Annotated in this window: 15 protein-coding genes; 2 read left to right on the top strand and 13 right to left on the bottom strand. The window is 52.0% G+C overall.

The window, feature by feature from the left end; translation table 11 throughout:
* The 6 genes from IE105_RS05825 to IE105_RS05800 all read right to left on the bottom strand — a co-directional run.
* Positions 1-354: hypothetical protein (locus tag IE105_RS05825; protein ID WP_189496361.1), on the bottom strand; the 354-nt coding region annotated here is incomplete at its 3' end.
* 347 nt (positions 355-701) lie between these two features.
* The gene (locus tag IE105_RS05820) at positions 702-1,781 is read right to left on the bottom strand and encodes a phosphotransferase family protein (protein ID WP_189496359.1); all 1,080 of its coding nucleotides are present in this window, start codon (positions 1,779-1,781) and stop codon (positions 702-704) included.
* Positions 1,782-1,787: 6 nt separating this feature from the next.
* On the bottom strand, positions 1,788-3,722 hold the full coding sequence (locus tag IE105_RS05815) for a phytanoyl-CoA dioxygenase family protein (protein ID WP_189496357.1): 1,935 nt from the start codon (positions 3,720-3,722) through the stop codon (positions 1,788-1,790).
* Between the two features lie 596 nt (positions 3,723-4,318).
* Positions 4,319-6,637, bottom strand: a complete 2,319-nt coding sequence (locus IE105_RS05810; RefSeq protein ID WP_189496356.1) for a polysaccharide lyase 6 family protein — start codon at positions 6,635-6,637, stop codon at positions 4,319-4,321.
* A 90-nt stretch (positions 6,638-6,727) separates the two neighbouring features.
* Positions 6,728-7,477: a FadR/GntR family transcriptional regulator gene (locus IE105_RS05805; protein ID WP_189496354.1), complete on the bottom strand. Its 750-nt coding sequence runs from the start codon at positions 7,475-7,477 to the stop codon at positions 6,728-6,730.
* Positions 7,478-7,583: 106 nt separating this feature from the next.
* Entirely contained in the window at positions 7,584-10,856 is a 3,273-nt protein-coding gene (locus tag IE105_RS05800) for a TonB-dependent receptor (RefSeq protein WP_189496352.1), read from the bottom strand.
* A 223-nt stretch (positions 10,857-11,079) separates the two neighbouring features.
* On the opposite strand from IE105_RS05800, the gene IE105_RS05795 reads away from it, so the two are divergent.
* Positions 11,080-11,928 carry a hypothetical protein gene (locus IE105_RS05795; protein WP_189496349.1) on the top strand — a complete coding sequence of 283 codons (849 nt, stop codon included), beginning with the start codon at positions 11,080-11,082 and terminating at the stop codon, positions 11,926-11,928.
* A gap of 39 nt (positions 11,929-11,967) precedes the next feature.
* On the opposite strand, the gene IE105_RS05790 is transcribed toward IE105_RS05795, so the two are convergent.
* From IE105_RS05790 to IE105_RS05760, 7 genes are all read right to left on the bottom strand, one after another.
* Complete coding sequence (locus tag IE105_RS05790) at positions 11,968-12,753, bottom strand: 3-hydroxybutyrate dehydrogenase (RefSeq protein WP_189496392.1); 786 nt, start codon at positions 12,751-12,753, stop codon at positions 11,968-11,970.
* Positions 12,754-12,843: 90 nt separating this feature from the next.
* Positions 12,844-13,842: an alpha/beta hydrolase gene (locus IE105_RS05785; protein ID WP_189496347.1), complete on the bottom strand. Its 999-nt coding sequence runs from the start codon at positions 13,840-13,842 to the stop codon at positions 12,844-12,846.
* Between the two features lie 21 nt (positions 13,843-13,863).
* A complete protein-coding gene (locus IE105_RS05780; RefSeq protein ID WP_189496346.1) occupies positions 13,864-16,170 on the bottom strand; it encodes a TonB-dependent receptor in 2,307 nt (768 codons plus the stop codon).
* A gap of 145 nt (positions 16,171-16,315) precedes the next feature.
* The gene (locus tag IE105_RS05775) at positions 16,316-17,350 is read right to left on the bottom strand and encodes a helix-turn-helix domain-containing protein (RefSeq protein ID WP_189496344.1); all 1,035 of its coding nucleotides are present in this window, start codon (positions 17,348-17,350) and stop codon (positions 16,316-16,318) included.
* A gap of 683 nt (positions 17,351-18,033) precedes the next feature.
* Complete coding sequence (locus tag IE105_RS05770; protein WP_189496342.1) at positions 18,034-19,050, bottom strand: CinY protein; 1,017 nt, start codon at positions 19,048-19,050, stop codon at positions 18,034-18,036.
* Between the two features lie 511 nt (positions 19,051-19,561).
* Positions 19,562-19,963 (bottom strand): response regulator, encoded by a 402-nt coding sequence (locus IE105_RS05765; protein ID WP_189496340.1) that lies wholly within the window; start codon positions 19,961-19,963, stop codon positions 19,562-19,564.
* 171 nt (positions 19,964-20,134) lie between these two features.
* Positions 20,135-20,740 (bottom strand): YqgE/AlgH family protein, encoded by a 606-nt coding sequence (locus tag IE105_RS05760; protein WP_189496337.1) that lies wholly within the window; start codon positions 20,738-20,740, stop codon positions 20,135-20,137.
* A 99-nt stretch (positions 20,741-20,839) separates the two neighbouring features.
* Between IE105_RS05760 and IE105_RS05755 the strand changes: the two genes are divergently transcribed.
* On the top strand, positions 20,840-21,319 hold the full coding sequence (locus IE105_RS05755) for a peroxiredoxin (RefSeq protein WP_189496335.1): 480 nt from the start codon (positions 20,840-20,842) through the stop codon (positions 21,317-21,319).
* The last annotated feature ends 4 nt before the right edge of the window (positions 21,320-21,323 follow it).

The raw sequence follows: 21,323 nt of genomic DNA, 5'->3' as shown, positions 1-21,323 counted from the left end.
CCCGTTACCGGAGCCGTTTCCAGACCCTTTGCCTGAACCTTTGCCTGAACCCTTACCAGACCCTTTGCCAGACCCTTTGCCAGACCCTTTGCCAGACCCTTTGCCAGACCCTTTGCCGGAGCCTTTGCCGGATCCCTTGCCTGAGCCCTTACTCGACCCTTTGCCCGAACCTTTACCGGAACCCTTGCCTGAACCCTTACCAGAACCTTTGCCTGAACCCTTACCCGACCCGTTACCGGAGCCTTTACCAGACCCTTTGCCAGAGCCATTCCCTTTATATGGGTCATCATTATTATCATCTGGGATACCCTCCCAGTCGAACCAGTTTATGATGGGATCGTGTTTCTCAGCCATGGGATGTTCCTGTATATTAAGCGAGGGTGACCCTCACAACTTGCAGGGGAAAAGAAGCAGCTAACGTGCCAATTAAGACTTGTTCAGCGCAAAACTAACTGATTTAAGTAAAATCGGTCAAAATAGGACAAACGACATAAGAATGTAGTTAAGGGGGCCCTAATATAATGGGGGTAAATCTAAACATAACCTTTATAACCCACTGAAATCGTTAATTTTTTAGAGTATCAAATCAGGTCAAAATTAAAAGTGTGCCATTATGGTTGTCCCAAAACGAGAAAATCTCAGACCTGACGCCTGAGAAATTATCTGATTATAAAAATCTAGAGAAATTATAGAATTTCGGTTTACTCTATTTTGAGCTCAGACCGAACCTGTTGAGCCCAAGACCCCAAGGGGGACATGATTTCGACACGCTGGCTCCAGCGGGCTAATCGATGGGTTAACCGTCCAACTTCCTGCGACGTAACACCAACCTTATCGCCGTGAAGACAATATTCTCGATCCCACCATTTGCCGTCTCTATGAAAGTAATTCGTCGCGAGGCTAAGCCGGTAGAGAATTTGCAAACATCCGGCGACATAGAAATAATTCTGACTCCACTCCGCACCCTGAGCTCGTCTGAACAATGGGAGGAAGTCCTTAATCAGGGCGTCTTCTGTATCAGTTTCAAGATTTGTCCATTCGTCTGCCATAAAACAAACAAGGTCATCTATCCGGTTGCGGCGCCCGCAATCCTCCCAATCGAACCACCGCACATTTGACCCATCGACCAAGGCGTTACCAGGTCTTGCATCCCATTTGATGAAGTCTGTCTGACTGACATCGTAAATTTGGGCGATGGCGGTGCGGTTCAGGGGCGGCGTATCGATTGTCAGAGCTTCAGAAATTTCATCGACTTTCTGAATACGGCCTTCGACCCAGCCTTTTACAATTCCCAGTCGCGGGACACTCCGACGCAATCGCGCCGCATCTGCGGCATGCTGAACGGCCAGCAGGCTCTTTAAGCCTAATTCCGTGAGAGACTTTCGATCCTCCTCATTTTTGGCCTCGTCAATGAGGACGGGAAGACGTTTACCCGGAATAAATTCTTGCGCGATCCAACGCCCATGTTTGCCGATAAATCCTGGCACAAGCTCAGAGGCGGTCAGGCCTTTTAGGACAGCCGCTTCAACCTTGGCATCATACTTATTGCCCCGTTTTGCCACAACATAGGGGCGACCCTCGATTTCTATGATATAAACAGGTCGGCTTTTGCCGCCAGGGATCGCCACGCGCGTCGGACGGGCACCGAAAATCCTATCCGTAACCTGCTCGATTTCCTCAATACGTTCTGGCTTCATTACGCCAGAAACGATGGGTTTTGATTTTATATTATGATCCATTAAGTCTTGCGTCCATATCTCGATTGGTGAGGCAGCCAACATCTGAAGTTACTTCCAATCAAGTAGCCGCCGGTATTCTTGGGGCACGGCGTCGCGATCCTGTTGCGAAATAATCATCCGGTCCTGATTGTCGTAATTTACATAGTCCCGGAACCAAGGGCGCTGGAAAACCAAGGTAATAACGGGCCTAATCTTATTCGAAGATACATTCGCCATGCCTCGGTGTTGGACGCGATAGTCCATGAGAAAGCACGATCCGACAGGGACGACAGGATCTTGCGCGGGCATTGTGTTCGCGACGTCGGTTGGTTGAAGATGCGTCCCCTTAAAGAGACGTGTGACGCCCACCTCCTCATTCATCTCAATGAGTGGAATCATAACGGATGTCGCAAAGGGAGGGGGGGTAATGTTTTCCTCGGGAAAGAGCGCGTGATGATCACGGTGACGGGATTGGGTCTTGGCCCCTGGTAAGGATGTAACAGCGACAAGACTTCCGAGAATAAGTTTGTTGCTGAGAAGCCGCTCAAGAATAGGCATGACCGTTGGTGGCGCAAAAATTTCCGGTTGGCTTAAAGGCCCAGCTAACGCCAGCGTGATCATGAACCGCTTGTTTCCAACACGCAGTGAGTCTTTTGGACGTTTGTCTTGGAAATACTCGCCGTAGCGCTCAAACAAATGCTCTTTGCATTCTTCAATCATTGTTCTGTTGAGGGCGTTCTTCAGAAGCACGGCGCCTTGCTCTCGGTATATCTTTGCCGCAAGCCGCGCATTGTCAGGCGTACAAACACCACACTCCCGCTCTTTGTCAGAGAAGGTAATCGCCGGGAAAACATCGGGTTTTCTTGATTCTTCAAGTGCAGTGTCATTCAGTTTCGGGAGGTCCAAGAGTGAGTCGCCATACGCTTTAGTGAGCTGCTCAAGTCGGTTCCATTGACTGCATGAAAAATAGGTTTCGGCAATTCGCTTTGCTTCGCCTGCGTCTGACTGCGCAACCAAATCCAATACATCTAAAACACTATTCAAGCGCTTTGTAATGTTCTTACCAATTACTTTCCGGGCGGCGCTTTTTGGCGTTTCATAATTCTTAAAATTCACCACATAGTAGAGTGCGCCTGCGACGATTGCCCAGGTCAGATGGGCCCGCATTTCCTCTGCCGTAATTATGCTCTGTTCCACAAAAGGCGTGATGTAAGCATCAATACTGTCTCTGTCTTCCAGCACAGACCGCGTATGGTCTTTACTTAAATCTGCATTGAGAGCGATGTGAGGCCTCACACATCCGCTAAATTGAGCGTGAAGCGATAAACCCGCGGGTCCCCAACACGCGTCATCCCAATCAAAGATAGCAATGGAGCCATCCTTTCGTTTCGCCATATTGGGCGGGCGAAGATCGCAATGATTTATTGTTTTCGGGAGTAGTTCCGCTTTCAGCAAATGTGGCTCAAGAGTCGGACGCAGCGTCGCAAATAATCGATGAAAATGGCGCGCGCTCGATGACCCTAGGAATTTAGACGCAGGGACAAACTCCCTTAGGTCGCCTGTTCTCTCAGAATCAAGGAACTCTAAAAGCGCGTCGTATAATGCGCTCATTTGGATTTTCGGCAATGAATCAGCGTTGAAGTTTGACACAATCGCTTTGGCCTGAAGGCGGGCATAGGTCGGTAAGACGAGGGCCATATTTGCCGTCCGCGATCTCAGCTCTTTGCCACCATGGTCTTTGACAGCGAGAATAGAGAGCTCTTCACTCGCTTCGACTACACGCGGCACTATATCGCTGAAACTCTTCGCAATATTGACCGCAGAACTCGTTCTTAAACGACCCGCGTTCGAAATCTGTTTAAGAAAATAGGTCTGATCGTTAGAAAGTAAGCGCCAAGTTTTCGCCCATGGATGCTCAACAACGAGGGAAAGTTTCGCGTCAGGAAATTTAGCAGCGACCCAATCATTGACGTCCCGATCCATTTCAAGGTTCTCACCAAACATGTCTCGCCCCGTCGAAATTGATCAAGTAATAGAAGTCGGAATATCGCACAGACTTCTTTCAGAAACATGAAACAGGATACAGTCGGAAAGGTTTGACATGAAAACATTCGGCGGCCGCTTTCTTGGAACCCCAAAACGGGCATTGTCCGCGTAAACGTCCGTGATTGTATTTGAAAAAGGATCCGATCCTTAAGCCACGATCAATAGATGCCAATCCATGAGTGATGCATCGCGATCGCTTTCAACCGCGCTTAGCTTTCGAGGTGACACTGATGATGGACGTGATTGTTATTGCGGCGTGTGTTGACGTGAATTTTCCGCTCGGTTTGCTGGCATGATGCTCCGTATTCCGACCACGAGAGCGCGGCATGACCCGCTTCAGGAAAATCTCGACACTCCAGAAGTTCGGCTCAACCGAAGCCACAATCTACAACCACTTCAACCATCAGAGACACCTCGAAAGTTGACCTTGCTTCATAGCACTGCGTGATGCGTCTCTGATTGAGTGGCGTCAGTTGACCGCCGTCTAGAGTAGGGTTTGTTTGTAAGAAATGCGGCCATCGTGGTTTAAACTGACAATGCCTGACAAGACCCTCTCAGGGCGACACGAGCCCTTCATTACGCAACAACAGAGCCGTTGGCGGCAAACCGCTGGTAAGCTCCAAAACTGTTATGCCAGCACTATTATCGAACATATTTCCAACGATCCGCGTCTTGGGTTCGCCGACTGTATGTTTGATTAAGATTGCGCCTGAGTTTCGAAAAACTGTGTCTTCAACGTCGGTAACTTGAACGCCGTGAAGGCGGAGCATGGCGTTTGCCTCATTCCCCTTACCGCGCCCGGAATCAGTGATTGTCGACGTCAACAATCCGACATGGGGACCAAAGGTGCTTTCGTCCTTCCCGCCCCGATAGATGTCGAAAACGGGGCCATCGATATTGGTAAGCGATGAATTTTCGACGGTGATATATTCTGCACCGTAGATACCCTTATCGTCGATTTCTTCCGTTAGTCGAATAACGGACCCACTCACGTTCGAAAACTTGGAGTTCTGGATCAAAATATGATCAGCAAATGTGCCTTTACTGCCCTTAATCACGTTGAAGTCGCGGTTGGCGTTCAGATCTGAGAACTCTGAGTCGACGATTTCAACACGGTAATTAACCAACATGGAGGAGGGGCTTGTCCGGATAACAGTATTACCAACATTATCTGGGGCTTCGCTCCCAGAGATTTTCACATTCTCTAGCCGAAGGCTGCCCCCCTCGAGGATTTCGAATAAAGCCGAGCGTTCGAAAGTGAAGGCGACATCGCCGACCCCTCTGATCGTGATGGGTTTATCAATACTCAGAAACATTGGGGCGTTATAGTCATCCGCTTTAAGGTGAATAATGTCACCGGGGTCCGCGTCTTGGATAGCGTCGAAGAGCGCGCCATCACCGCCATCAATCTTTATCGTTTTCCCGGATCCAAAAGGGACGATGGGTTCGTTTTTGGGAAACCAGGACACCCCCGTCATGTCCTTCGTCGTCACCTTCAGGTCACGACGAATGCCAACATCTGGCAAACCCACGGGATACAGCAATCCATTTTCAGCGCGCGCCAACCTGATGTCATATTTTTGGAATCCGTCTGTGAAATCGGGAGCCGGAAAGCCTGAGACGACATTTCCGTCAAAGGCTATACCGGACATGTCGTCATAGACGGTGAATATCTGGCCTGCCGCAGTGTGAACGAAGAGATTGTGAGACATCGTGCTGTCTTGCGGGACCGCAGAGCGCTCGTCGTCGCTCCCTGCGCCAAACTGCACATTATCGACGTTCACCACTGTATTGTTTTCAATGCGGGCGTTTTTGACTTGATGATAGCGATTAATCGGTGAGTCCGGGACACCATTCATAACAGTCAAGCCGCCCCCAAACCGCGTTCCCGTCAGACCTTCCATATAATTATTTTGGACCGTCTGGTCCGCATTAATGACACGAATGCCGCCCGTATGATCGACACCGTGGCCAAAAAACACATTCCCTTCGACCCGATTTCCATTGCCATGTCGCAGAGTCAGCGTTCCCTTTGATCGATCAAATGTATTATTACGAAAGACGTTTTTTCCTGACTTATTGGAGATAATTTCGACTTCGCCGTCGCAACGGTCAAAGTAATTGTTTTCAACGAGCGTTAGTGAATCGCTGAGCGAATATTTACTCGTTCCAATACGCAGGGTTTCCCCCCCATTGGAGCCAAGCACAGGGCGAGGACCGAAGTAATTATGGTCTATTCGGTGTCGGTTTTCTTGGCTGGCCTTGGTGTCGAGGCGCACTGCCATGGTGACACCTTTGTTCCGTTTCCCTACAAGGTGATTGTGATCAAAGCGGTTGTTCTGGCCATACATCATCACCCAAAAATCAACGTCATAGCGTTCGGGTTGGTTGAAATTATCAATCACTATTTCGGTGACGCGCGAATGATTGGCCAAATGTTGTTTGGTGCGGCGAAAAGAGATGACGTCGCGTGTCGGGGTGTAGCCGTCTTTGAATACCAACCCTGACACGACAAGATGATTGCCGCCCAGCCGCAAGTTGGACTGTCCCGTTAAAAAAACCTCGCCTTTTGTCTGCGCCGTCAGGGTGATTGGTTTGTCGGCTTTACCTTCCCCTGTGAAGACGATCTCAAAATCGTCCCATGATCCGTTGGCGAGCAAGACCGTATCGCCCGGAACGGCATCATCAACAGCGTCTTCATATTCATCTTGCGAGTGCACAAGAATGTCCGCCGCAACGGCCAGCGATGGCGCCAAAACAAACGCGGCCACGATACCACTCGTTAGCGCGCCCCATTTCCGGTTTAAGCCAGTCAATGAATTCCGGTCATATTGATCGCGCATTTGCAATTGCCTGTAATTCCCTTGCGACATGTTCCTGCCGTTACGTGAAGACTTAAGCGGAGCTAAGAGATTTGGTCAACCAAGATTCATACCAATATTTCAATATTGGTATGAAGTCTCTCAATCTAGTCGAGCGCTTATCAAGAAACGGGATCGGCTCTCCGAGGCCTGTTGCTTAACTTGCCGATAAGCTTCCGCCTCGGACGCGATAAGAAGCGCTTCTATCATTCGCGTGAAATGAGCACGCATAGCGGTCCGGGCGGCCACGCTGTCGCGTGCCTTTAGCGCATCAAGGATGTTCCGGTGCTCTTGCGCCCGGTGACGGACGTCTTTTTCACAAACTGAAGTATAGATCGACTGAACTTTCACGGCCTCAGACCGCATGTGCCAGAGATTTTCGATGGTATGCGTGATCGCCGGATTATTCGTCGCTTTAGCAATGGTCCGGTGGAAGTCTTGGTCGGCCTCTTCTGCGGATAAGACACCCACGTCTGGATCAGCCGCCATGATTTGAATAAGCTGTTCAAGATGATCCAGATCAGCCTTTGAAATTATCGGCGCCGCGAGCGCCGCCGTCTCGGCTTCAAAGAGCGCTCGGGCTTCGGTTAGCTCAAACGCGGTGACAACCGGCAGGACCCCGAACATCCCATCGGCGGGGTCTAAAACATAGGCCCCCGAGCCAACACGAACATCGAGACGTCCGACGGCTTGTAGCGCAATTTCTGCTTCTCGAATCGAAACCCGACTGACGTCAAATCTTCTCGCCAAATCACGTTCGCCCGGCAATCTGTTGCCGGGCGGAAATGCGCCCGAGTCGATCAAATCCACGATCTGGTCAGCAACCTGATGGTAGAGTCGCTTATCAGCCATTCTACAGTCCCTCTATCCTCTAGAGAGTTTCCACGGGCGCTTGCGAAACAAGGCCGATTGGAAACTCAATAGAGATAATGAGCGACCCTCGGACGAGGCGACCTGACTAGAATCTGCCTCTTAGGCCGAAGAAGACCCGTGGTCCGTAATCATTCACTTCGTAAAGATCATCACGAACGAATGCGAACTGCTCTTTCGGCGCACTGAAGATATTGATCGCCTCAAGGCTGACACGGAAATTATCTGTGACGTTGTAAGACGCTCTCGCTTCCCAGACCCCGACATCACCGATAAACCGCAGGCGCGTTCCATCAGAGACAAAGGGTTGGAAATATTCACTGCGGTATTTGTAATTCACCTGAAGGTCGAGCTCGCCGATCTGGTAATAGACCTGTGCTGATAATGTGTGCTCCGAAAGACCCGGCAAACCACCCGGGGCAATGACGCCTGCGTTCGTCTGCGTTACCGTGCCGTCCAAAGCACGGGTAAAGGCGTCACCATAACGGCTGTCTTCAAACTCGAAGTCCGAATCGACATAGTTATAGCTGATCTTCGTCCCCAGTCCGCTGAGCAAGCCCGGCAGATAGCTAAAGCGGTGTGACCCTGTGAGCTCGATACCAAACAAATTGCTTGTCTCTTCGCCAACCTGTTGGACTGAAACCGGGAAGGTAAGGTCTGTCCCGTTCACGGAATAGGTTTCGTTCTGAACGACATTTTCGAATCCGCCTTGGAAGACTTTGTAGTAAGCGCCAATGGCGAGGATCGAGTCATCATTAGGGTACCATTCGTAGCCCGCATCGAAGTTCCAAGAGGTTAACGGCCCGAGAGACGGATTACCGCTCGCGGAGACGTTCTGGATCAATTCCGCCAGTGATGTTGCATCCTCATCTTCTCCGATGACATTGATGCTCCGACCAAAGCCCATATTCGCAGGATCGGGTCGCGACAGAGCGCGGAAGACGCCGAGACGAATTATTTTGTCGTCAGACAGTTCAACAATCGCGGTCGCACTTGGCAGGATTTCAGTATAATCGAATTTCTCGGTAACCGCCTCAAGAGATCCTTCAGCGATTGTGAAGACGCCGTTGGTATCGGTCACGGTCAATTCAGGGCGATAGCCAGTGGCCTCGACATCCGTCTGAATGATGCGAACACCCACGTTCCCGGAAACAGGGAGGCCATTAAACGCCGTCTCATAATCCGACATCGCGTAAAATGCGGTCGTGGTTTCTTTGACATCAATCGTCCGGCTGTTCTCTTCGATGAGACCCGGAATTCCGGCACTCAAAGTAGACAAGGGATCATCGACATCCCCCCGATCTGCGATGGCTAAATTGATTTGATCCAAGACAGAGTTAAGAGAGGAGACGGCCGTTTCTGCAATACAGCGCGCGTCAAAAGTTGCCCAAGAGTTCGAAGAACTTAGGATCGTGCCGTCATCAGCCACGTTGGTAATAAGATCACCGCTGCGCTGACTGCTGAGGAAGGAATTGCCTTCCGCGAAATCTGTCCGACACGCTGAATTTGTTGACGCAATAATATCAACCCAGCTGGAAGAGAGTCCTGTCGCCGCCGACCCGGACCCATCAACAACCTGACGGTTGTTGATGTTGAGATCCGTATTATCTTCAATTTCAAAAGAAAAACGACCGGCGTTGATGTTAAATGGATCACCAGAATCCGTCCCGCCGGGCAGCTCGAGATAGTCCTGCTGCGCTAGACGAACGCCCGCCTTAAGGTTGGTAAAGACACTTCCTTCAAGCGCGTAGTCGACATCAAAGCGAGCGGAATTGATTGTATTGTCCCGCAGGCCATCATTATCGATACGAACGCGGAGGCGATCCACATAATTGTCATGGTCGTTAACATCAAAAACTTCGTCATACAGCGTGTAAAGCGGGATGTTCCCAACGCGCTGATCAAATTCGATAACAGGCGAAATATTTGACTGAATACGATACTCTAAGGCGCGCTCGTTCCGCTCCGTATTTGAATGCGCAAAATCAGCCGACACAGTCAGGCGATCAGATAGCTCGTAGTCGACATTCAGACCCAGACCGAGGTAGGTTTCCTTGCGTTCGAAATCGCCGCCCTGAACTTCAATCGTATTGTCTGTAATCGACCGCAAGATGCCGCCTTGTGGTGTCAGGACCAAACTATCCAACGTCGTCGTTGTTCCGCCCGGACCAACGTTCAGGGATGTATCATTCCGGCGCCCGCCATTGAACGTCAGGTCGTTACGAAGCTCTGATTGTGTCCGCTCGGACCACTGCGCATCGAGGTTGATATCGATCCTGGCATTGGGCGCCCATTGAATGGCACCAAAGATGGCATCACGCTGATCGCGCGTATCATTCTGACGGAAGTGACGTTGTGACGGCGCAAACGCGAACGGCGTTCCGGCATCGACGATTGAGCCGTTGACCAATGTGGTGTCCACACCTTCCGTGTCGGAGCCGCGTGTGGTTTCATTCGCGGGGTTGCGGCGATCGTTGAAATCATCGCAATCATCGTCGCCACGATCCCGTGTTTCAGGGTTGTTGGAGAAACCGGTAAATGTTCCGCCATTGGTCTGATCGGTATATTGCGCCAACCCGTCGGTAATCAGACACGCCGGGCGTGAGTTACTGGTCGGGCCTGTTTGACGACTTTCGGCCTCGGGCTGCGAAATATCACTGCGCTGAACACCGATTGAAAAACCGATTTCACCCTCACCAAGGTCAAATTGATCGACATAACTACCCGTGAACCGATAGCCAATATCGCCCGCGACTGTATCGTCTTGTTTCAATTGGTCCGGATTGACATTGCCTTTGACATCGAACTGGATCCGACGCTTGCCAAAGTCCAACGGCTTGAGAGTATCGAGCTGGATTTGACCGGCCACACCTCCTTCGATCTGACTGGCGTCCTGCGTTTTGAAGACCGCGAGTTTACTGACGAGTTCAGAGGGGAATTGCGAGAAGTTGACAGAGCGGTCACCCGATCCGTTTGTTGCCGCACGACCGTTCACAACAGTCGACGACAGATAAGGTCCAAGACCGCGAATTGACACTTCCGTAGCGCCGCCATTCTCACGGTGAGACGCAACGCCCGTGATGTTTTCCAGTGCCTCACCAATCGAGAGAGCGGGAATATCACCAATTTCATCAGCCGACAAACCGTCAACGATCTGCGTGCTCCCCCGCTTAAGCGCGATGGAATCTTGGATGACTTGCCGCGATCCCGTAACAACGATCTCGTCGGCTGTCGTATCCTGCGCCCACACGCTTGGCGCGAGCCCCAACACTATAGAGGAGACACCCAACATCAGAGCGCCTCGACGCGCCCGTTCACGATAAGCAGTATTTCTAGATACCCCGGTGGATTTCGACGTCATTCTATTCCCCTGTATTTTTCAGCTCTATTTTTTATTGCTGATATACAGAACGGCAAACAGACCTTAAGTCAAGCCAATTATTTAACCAGTTACGTTGAATTGGTCCTACCAGTTTTCTGATCAAGTGGTTGGCTTCTAAAAAATGGTCCCTTTTAAAAAAAGAGAGTTTTGGCCATTTTATGTTTGAAGCGGCATTGTCAGCTTTCATCTCTATGACTGTGTTTTGGGAAATAGAACGGCTCTCTCGGGCATAGCTGTCTTTGGTGGCACGCTCGTGCCGGACGAGCCCGACCCCACAGTTGATGGTATCGAGCGCGCCGATCAACATGTGGTCTATGCATCCAATACGGTTGGTATCGATAGCCGCGATCCCGCGACGGTCATCTCTGACGACACAACGGGCGCGCCTCTGACGCATACGTGGGCGTTGAACGATTTCACAAAAGAACGGGAACGTCCGCAGATCGGCACGGCGACGCAACATGAGACCGGATCAGTGGACGGGGTTATCGGGTGGACTCGCTGGGCGGGCGGCCGCTCGGCGGGGCGGTATTATGACAGCACGAGCGGCATTGATCTGTCGCAGGGTCTAGAGTTGACGGCGGATCAAAACGGTCGCGTGGTCCGCTTTAAAGGCAATGCCTTTAACGGAACTTTACTGGGCTCAGGGGGGTCGCTTTGTGCGGGTTCTACGGCGAAATGTAACGCATCGCTAACAGGGTTCCTCGCAGGGGACGGAGCGAGCCATCTCGGTTTGGCTTACACGCTCGGCAATATTGGGTTTGACAGCCAGATTGGTGGAACAGCGGCGTTTGCAGGTGCAGCAGCTGCGTCAGGCGCTAAACTAGGCCGGTTGCGCGTTGGAACCGTCAAGCAGGAAATCCCCGTTGTTACTGAAACCTGGGCGCGGTGGGACCGCGGACCGGCTGCAATGCTGTCCGTGCCTGAGACCCACGCAAATCCGACCGCGGCGCAGACCCAGATTGACACCACCCAGACCCCGTCAGGCGTAGGGATACCGCGGCGTTATTATCGGATGCAGCCTTCGTCTCGAACAGCGTCGGGTTTTTAGACCGGGATCAACTGCTGCCAGTCAACACGGGCGCCACATTTAATGGGCTGTCCAACCGCCATCTATGGCTAAGTTTGCGCCGGTGATATTATCTGCGCTCGATGAACATAGAAACAAAACTGATTTTGCAATGTCTTCAGCCGCGACGAATTTTTTGGTGGGCTGTGAGGCGAGCATAACATCATTCTTTACGGCCTCTTCCGTCAGGCCACGGGCCTTGGCCGTATCCGGAATTTGTCGCACGACGAGGTCCGTCAGGACATAGCCTGGCGACACGGCATTCACCGTCACCCCATCGGTCGCGCATTCAAGCGCAACGGTTTTTGTGAGGCCTAAAAGACCGTGTTTCGCGGCGACATAGGCAGACTTATAAGGTGAGGCCACGGTGGAATGAGCCGAGGCGATATTGACAACTCGCCCCCATCCTGCGCGTTTCATCGCGCCCAAACACAGACGTGTCGTGTGAAAGCTGGACGTCAAATTAATATCCAAAATGGCGTCCCACTGCTCTGGCGGGAAATCTTCTAACGGGCTGACATATTGTATCCCGGCATTATTGATCAGGATGTCCACGGCACCGAGCGACGCAGTCGTTTGATCGACGAGCATTTTTATCTCGTCTGACTTTCGCATATCGGCCGGAGAATAGAGGATCGTTTGGCCAGAGGCGGCCGATAAGTCTTTGATAATCCGACTTATCTCCGCCGGATCGCCAAACCCATTGATCATGACATTGGCGCCCGCATGGGCCAATTGACCAGCAATGGCTTTGCCGATCCCACTTGTGGATCCTGTGACGATCGCCGTCTTTCCTGATAAATCAATCACGGATTTCCTTTGCGTCGCTCGGACGTTTTATAGACAGTCAACTTTTCCTCAACGGCGCGTTTTTGGTGAGGAGCGATGGCGGTTTGATTACTCTGAACCCAGCCTGCGTTGAATCTCACGGGCCAAGCGGGTGCGATGGGTTTTGACGTCGTCCAAAATCCCGAAGGATAAAAACGCGTGAATAGCGCCGGGAATGCAGTCCAACGTCACGTCTACATCGGCCTTGGTCAGACGCTCGGCATAGGTACGCGCTTCATCCCGTAACGGGTCACAATTCCCGACGATGATGTAAGTCGGCGGCAAATCCGCCATCGCTGTGTGGAACAAGGGGGATACGCGCGGATCTTTGCATAGCTCTTTCGTGAGGCCGTAATTCTCTACGCTGACATCAAGGGCGTCCCGGGTCAGAAAGTAATCCCCATCGCCATATAAAACCCGTGACGGATAGGTTGCGTGAGGGCTGAAAACATCAAGCATCGGGTAGAGCAGAAACTGCGCCTGAATTGTGCCTGAATTTTCCGGAGATTGGGCCAAAACGGTGGCCAAATTACCCCCCGCACTATCGCCCATAACCGCGACTTTATTCGCGAGCCCTCTAAAGTCAGCGGCATTCTCCAGAATATAATTCAAGGCCGCCTGACTATCGTTGAGCGCAGCCGGGAATGGGTTTTCGGGTGCCAAGCGATAGTCAAGACTGATGAAGTTCGCCCCGCTTTGCGCCGCCAGCGCTTTGATTAGGCCATCATACTCATCAAGCCCGGCGAGTGACCAGCCGCCGCCGTGAAGGAATAATACGAGGGGCGACAGACGCACCGCACTCTTCGGGTGATAATAAACCCGGGCTGAAAGATAATCTTCGGCCCCGGGAATTTTGACGTCTTCCGTTTCAATATAGGGGTAAAAATCCGGCCCTGCAAACCCCATAAAGATGTCACTCGCGAGACCCCGGGACAGCTCAATCGGGCTTTCGCTACCGGGAACTAGCGACAAGAGGATCGCGTTAACTTTGTCGATTAAATCCGACGAGGCCGCATCCATGCCGTCAGGTAGCAACCCGCCTGACGGCTCTGTGTGTTCGGTCTTCATGATACCCAACGATCTCAGCGATCAATATTTGTAAATGACCCGGAAATCATACGTGCGCGGTGCCGCATAAAAGCCCGTCTGCACGCCGGGGAATTCAGACAGGTTGAACCCCTGAACCCGGATGGTCGCATCGGTCGCATTTTTGACCCCGGCCCGGAACTCCCAACGCGCATCATTCATTTTGATCGCCGCAAACGCGTTGACCATTTCATGACCGCCTTGGTTCAATTCCGGCGACGCCGTGATCTCGATGGCTCTTTTCGCGCGGTAGCCTGCATCGGCGTGGAAGACAGCTTTCATCGAAGAACTGATCGGCTGCTCATAGGTCGCGGAAACACTGCCGTTCCATTTCGGCGCGTTAACTAGTGGGCGGTCGCTAACATCTGTGGCGACACCCCCCACCAAAATATTGAACTCATCATAATCAGCGTCGAGATAACCCAGCGTCCCTGAAAGCGTGAGGCGATCCGTGGGTTGAGCGAGGACTTCAAGCTCAAACCCTTTGATTTTGGCCGCTGCCGCATTGGTAAACTGGCTGACAAAGACGCCCGTCACCGGATCAGCCCCAAACGATGTCACTTGGAGGTCGGTGTAATCATTATAGAAAGCCGCCATATTGGCGATGAGCGCGCCGTCGAGCCAGCTAGTTTTCAACCCGGCTTCATAGCTCCAGACAAATTCCGGTTCAAAAGCTTGGAAGGAGAAATCATTGTTCGCACGCCCATCAAACCCGCCGCTTTTGAAGCCGCGAGACGCGGACGCATAGACAAGCGCATCATCCGTCGCCTTGTAGGAGACTGACACTTTAGGGGTCAATGCGTTGAAATCTTCTTCGCCGTTGATCTGCGTGCCGGGAACCCCAAGCCCAGCCAAGAAGGCAGGTGTGGCATCAATCACAGAGACTGAAGGGTCGAAAAAGTTCTCAAAAACGCGTTGCGAGGTTTTCTCTTCTTGCGTGTAGCGCAATCCGGCGCTGACATCGAGCCGGTCACTAATCGCATAAGTGGCGTCGGCGAATACAGCGTAGGAATCGGTCACTTGATCGGTTTCCGCAAGGCTTGAGCTGGCAAATCCAAACAGTGTGACGGGGAAGCCGAAGATTGTCGCAGCCCCATTATCAACGCCCGAAAAGGAGACATCTTCATCGTGGAAATAATATAGCCCACCCGTCACAGTGAGAGGGCCGCCATCATCGAATGTGGCTCGCAATTCTTGGCTGAACTGATTTTGTTCTTGCTGCAAAAGAATATCGAGGACGGGGAAGGGGGATCCATCTGTATCGAGGTTCAGATCAAAGTCCATCTCACGATAAGCGGTAATCGATTCCAGCGACACGGCGTCGCTGGCTTGCCAGCGAGACGTCACCGACAGACCCCAAGCGGTCAGGTCAGACAGACCATTGGCATTTGTATCGACAGCATATTCGTCTGTGCTGGCCGGTAGTGTCAGGATTCCTGTGGGTGCTGTAGCTGAAGCCACAGAGATGGGCGTCAAACGCGATGGACTGCGCGAGCTATCCGGGCGTTCCTGTTTGCCATCCACAGAGACTGAGAATTCCCAATCATCGTTCGGCGTAAACAAGAGCGATGCACGGCCCGATAATGAATTGATGTCGCCATCATTCTGACCAGTCACAGAATTCGTATTGTAGCCATCACGCTTGCTTGCCGCGAAGGCGATCTTGCCGCGGAGTTGGTCTTCGGCCAGCGGACCGCCAATGCTGCCTTTTAGGGTCTGGAAGTCATAATTGCCTGCGCCCGCTTCAAGGTATGCTGTGAACTCGTCAGGTGGAGGGGAGGAGACAAATTTGACCGCGCCGCCAATTGTGTTCCGGCCATATAAGGTCCCTTGTGGGCCACGCAGAACTTCAACGCGCTCAACATCAAACAACTCAAGGAAGGCCCCTTGGGACCGCGCGATGAACACGTCGTCAACATAAACGCCGACACCCGGGTCTGCGAACGCCAAGGAGTCATTTTGGCCGATCCCACGCAAATAAACGACAGCATTAGAGGCGTCGCCTTCGTCAAAATATAAGTTCGGCGTGGAATATTGGATGCCCGAAATATCGTCCGCTTGCAGCTCTGAGATACGGTCCGCCCCAAAGACTGATACCGCGACTGGAATATCCTGTAGCGATTCTGCGCGCCGCCGGGCTGTGACGATAATTTCGTCCAGCGGGGTCCGAACGCTCAAATCCGCTTCAGCATCTTGCGCCAAAGCACCGGGCGCGATGAAAAGGATGGACGCGGCGCAAATACCGGAGAGGAGTTTCGTGCGCCGCGATCCAAGGTCGATTGAACTGGATTGACGAGATGAAATGGCCATATGCGTTCTTTCCCCAGCTGATTTATTGATGCTGAACCGCAAGACGGCTCATCAGCTTTGGGAAAAGGCTAAGCGGTTTTTGTCGTAAGATCGACGACCGAAGCGGTCAGAATGAGAGGACATTTTCGCTCACGACGCACTGTGTTTACGCGTCGGCGTCACCCAATTGTCGGATAAAAGCGGCGGGTGTCATATCGTTCCAAGTTTTGAATGCGCGTGAAAAACTGCGGACATCCACATAATTTAAGGTCTCCGCGACATCGCCAATCGGACGCCCTTGCCGCAACATGGATTGCGCCATCTTATTGAGCGCTTGATGTCTTAAGTCTCGGAAGCTTGTCCCGGACTCGCTTAGGCGACGGCGCAATGTGGCGACACTGAGCCCCAGGTCGCGGGCAATGATCGCCTGCTCGGTGACACCCGCCTCCATCAAATCCTTGATCCGTTGCGGCAGGTCATTTTTGGCGACCCGGTGCTCCCGCTCGGCAATCATCTCATTGACCGTATCATAAACGGTGGCGGCGCTGACCGGCCTATCGTGTTTTTTACGGATGGCGATCCCAGCGACGCTCAGGTCATATTCCAACGCATAGAACGGGGCATCGCAGCGCACGGGCGCTTCCCAGAACGACAAAAACCCATCGCGCGTGTCTCTTTTCGGACGCCGTGAACGTACGCAGCGCACGTGCGGCGTCAGCGCCACCCCCGTGGTGAGTGTCAGCATGGCATGAAGGAAAATTAGCAACCCTTCCATGACAGAATAGGCAGGCGGGCTGTCCGCACTGAACGCGTAAGGGAACTCTCGGTCATCAATTGTATAGACAAGGCAGTCGCGGCGACGCGTGACTTTGTTAAAATACCCGCCGTGAATAAGGTTATACGTTCTTGCCGTCCGCTTCATTGCGTCCTCAAGATTGTCGGCTTGTTTGAGAATATCAATGACGAAATCAGTCGTCCCTGGTGCCAAAGACCTTTGCGACATTCCGAGCGACTCGTCACTTGCGGCGGCCGTCATCCGCCGCATTAATTGGAAATAGTCCCGAAGGAGCATCCAATTTTGGCTCTCGTCATCAGACTCAGGCAAAATCGCGCCGGGTTCTGCAGTTCTCAAACCCGCAATGCTTTTCGCGGCAGTTTCGAGTGCCGATGTTTCACCTCTTGGAACAATTAAACGCGTCAAAGGCATGTTCCTTACAAGCGCCGCAAGAGTGTCGGCAGGTTGATGGGTGTCTATTCTCCAAAGAAATTTGTTAGCACTGTCCGCCGTCACGCGAAACGTCGCATGTGACTCATGTCGGAAACCGTAACGCCATCACGATGGTAGTGTCACCTCTGTATCACGGTATTTCAGCGACGCGCCGGGGACGTTGGCGGACAATCTTCCAAGCCGGAGAATTTCGTTGAGTTATGGAGCTATGGAGTATCTTGGCCGCGTCAACTACGTTATATTCCCCGCCACAATCTCCGATCAATGTCGTGGAATCCGTTGAGTGCGTCCAGCCGACAAGTGGATTAGATTCAGATTCAATATACACCTCACAGCGCACAGACGAAGTCCGTTACGCAAACAATAGCTACTCAATGAGTGCCAGTGACAAAACGGCGGTTGGTAACTATTTTTCCCATCGACACTCGGGGGATTGATCTTGTTTGAAGATGACACAATTACAAATGACGATGAAATTGGTCGCTTCAAATACCACTTAGGGGAGAAGTCAGGAACTTACACAGTGACCATGAACGGTGCTGGGGGGCAGTATATCGTCACGATTGAAGTTCGGCGTTAATCAAGCTTTGGTTCAGACAAGGAGTTTGTGCGGATCAAAGACTCAGAGATGTTGCGCGTTCAATCGAACGCTGGCCTCAACACGATTTTTTAGGCGAGTCATGCGTCAGCGCACAAATCATTTTGCGCCCATTGGTGTCGCCATAGGTCGCGATAAGACGGTCATTCAGGGTTCGCCATTTATCAGCCGTATCTAAAATCGCGGCTTGGACGGCATGTTTGAAATTATCGTTGATGGCGCCCCGTTCTGTTGTGGCAGCACCAATATAAGGGTCAATCGTGCCCGTATCTTTATTGACGTTTAAATGCCTGACGCGATGCACCGTGCCGTCTCCATACAGACAGCCCTTGTCTTCGCCCAAATAGGATTGATTATCAAAACAGCCGGATATCAATCCCCGCGGGAACTGTGGTCGCGCCATCCGGAGGTCAAGCCAAGGAGAGGGGCCGCGTTGGCCCAGTCCAGGCGGATTATCAGTGCTATTGGGCGCCTCGAAATTAGGTAGATCGACCCAGTTGCTGTGCGAATAAAAATCCTGCGAAGCATGCAAAATGCGACCCATATGCGCCAGAACATTACATTTGGCGCGACCATGCTGGCTACCCTTGTAAACGCAGCCGCCGAACATTGATGTTTCACGTGAGCGAAAGTCACCGTTTTGGTCGAGCAAATCGGCCGCGTCTATGACGGCATGGTCGAGGTTCGACACCATATAGTCGCGACACTCGGTTAATTTTGCTTGGGCTTCGGCCGCTGTCTGAGGATATCCTTGCACCTCAAAATGATCCCCCGCGCTGCAGTGTGCGAATGACGTGAGCATCCCTCGGCCCCGATCAGGGGCCCCAACGGCGCCAAAGGTACCGCGTGTCCCCGCGAGGCTCTCTAGGGTGTTTTCTTCTAGGCAAGTTCCTGCACTGGATGCTGGCTGGCAGGTCAAAGCATGGCGTGTGATCCGTGCATGTTCAGAGTTTTGACCCAGCTGATTGACGGTGCCAAACGCGTTGGCGACTTCGGATTGCGACGGAACAACGATTAATGTCATCGTTGCGATAAAAAACGAAAGCGGAAGTTTTTTCCCGAAATATTGTCTCATAAATGCGTCTTGCCTTCGCCGTTAAACTCAGGTTTCAAAGAGACCATGTCGCTGTGTCAAAGCGCAAGCGTCAAATATATATAAATCGATTAAGCGTTTGCTTTATCATGAAAATACAACACAAAAGGTCATGGCGTTGGGAGAGATTCTGTCGTCATAAGCCTCGCATTTAGCACGCTTTGTCAACTCAAGAGACGAACGCTTTGACTCACTACCATGATCCGCTCACTTTTCACCTCGGGGTCTTCATGGCTTTCCCTGGGCGTAATCTTATCACTCACGACACGCGCGAGGTTTTGGTCGAACCGCAAGTGATAAATGTCCTACAAATTCTCTCCGGATATTAAGCGAATGTCGCGTCACGGCGAGAATTGCTCGACAAGGGATGGGCAGACAGCATTGGCACTGATGAAAGTCTTGTGATCCAGACCGTGCATAGGCGGGGATATCGTTTGAACGCCGCCGTCACGTTTCCCCGAGCGGGCCGGGCGCACTAATTTAACGGCGCAGGCTACGTTAAATTAGTGCGCCCCAAAAGATAGTTCATTTGGGATTTTATGAAGTCGATCATGTTCGCTTTATCGACAATATAGTCGACACCAAGATCCTTGGCACTATGTAGATAGTCCGGGGAGACATCATTCGAAATCACGGCCATGGGCGCAGCGCCAATGGCGGATTTTATAATCGGAACAGAGAATTTCGCCGACATTCTGCGCGACAGCAGATTATCCAGCAACACAAGTTCATACGCATTTTTTTCGATAAGCTTGATCGCTTGACTACATTTCGTCACGTGATCGAGGCGGAAAGACACATCTGTTAGAGCCTTCAAAATCCGTTCGATAATGAGTTTTTCAGCGGGGTCATCATCAATAAGGATAACCCCAAATACTGTCTGGTCAGGTTGCATGAGGCTCCCTAACGAGCAAGCGTCGCATAGCGAGCGGCAACCGCACGAAAAGCTGCGTTAAAGTATCATCATACCGTATCTTTCATAACATATGTTATGAAAGATAGTTCGCGGCTCTTTTGGAGAGCCCCCTATACGTCGATAAAATCGATGAGCGGGTGTTACGCGCCTTCAGGCGCTCCCGCCAAAGGCGCTTAACTGCGCCGGATTGACCCCGATTCGGGCCAATGCCTGCGTCCATTTTGCGTCCATATCATTGTCGAACACCAATGTGTCGTCGCCGCCGGCGATAAGCCACGCATTGCTGGCGATTTCATCTTCCAACTGTCCCGGGCCCCAACCCGCATAACCAATGGCCAACATGGCGCGGTCAGGCGGCGTGTCACTGACGAGCGCTTCGAGCGCATCCTTCGTCGTGCTCAAGCCAAGCGAATCGGATATTTTGAGCGAGTTATCGTCGCGGAACCAATCCGCAGAATGGAGCACAAACCCACGGTCAACTTCGACCGGGCCGCCTTCAAGCACCGCAGTGTCAGCCACACGCACAGCCCCGTCGACGCCGACATGGTCGAGCAGGTCGGATATAACGAGGTTAGATTTCGCGCGGTTAATGACCAAACCCATCGCGCCAGACGCATCATGCGCGCAGAGGAAAATGACGGTTTGTGTAAAGCGTGGGTCGCCCATCGCGGGCGTCGCAATCAAATATTGCCCCCGGTAGCTGATATAATCCGCGGCGGCGTCTGACTGTGTATTGGCTGTATTCACAACCCGCATATGGGGTTGATTTTTCGAATTTCAAGAATTGCCAGACACGATCATGTCTGGCATCTTTATCGAACAACGATAACCCCTATTGCAACCTAAAGAGATATCATGACAATCGAAACCGGACAAACCCTTCCCGACGCCACGTTCATGACGATGGGCGAAGATGGGCCTGCGCCCCTGAGCGCGACAGATTTGTTCAAAGGCAAACGCGTGGTGCTGTTCGCCGTACCGGGGGCTTACACGCCGACCTGTTCCGCCAAACACCTTCCCGGATTTAAAGACCATGCCGCAGCATTGAAAGCCAAAGGCGTGGACACCATTGCCTGTACATCCGTCAATGATGTCTTCGTCATGGATGCGTGGGGCAAACAACAGGGCGCGGACGGCGTGGTTATGTTGGCCGACGGTAATGGCGCGTTCGCGAAATCTCTGGGGCTGGAAATGGATGCGTCCGGTTTCGGCATGGGGATGCGCTCACAACGCTACGCAATGGTCGTCAATGACGGCACGCTTGAGCAGCTCTTTGTTGAAGGGCCAGGCGAATTTCATGTCAGCTCCGCTGAGCATGTTTTAGATAATCTATAAGTCA

Origin of the sequence: Algimonas arctica, from assembly GCF_014652695.1 — a bacterium.
Classification (GTDB): domain Bacteria; phylum Pseudomonadota; class Alphaproteobacteria; order Caulobacterales; family Maricaulaceae; genus Litorimonas; species Litorimonas arctica.
This window is presented reverse-complemented; position numbering and strand designations above follow the sequence as displayed.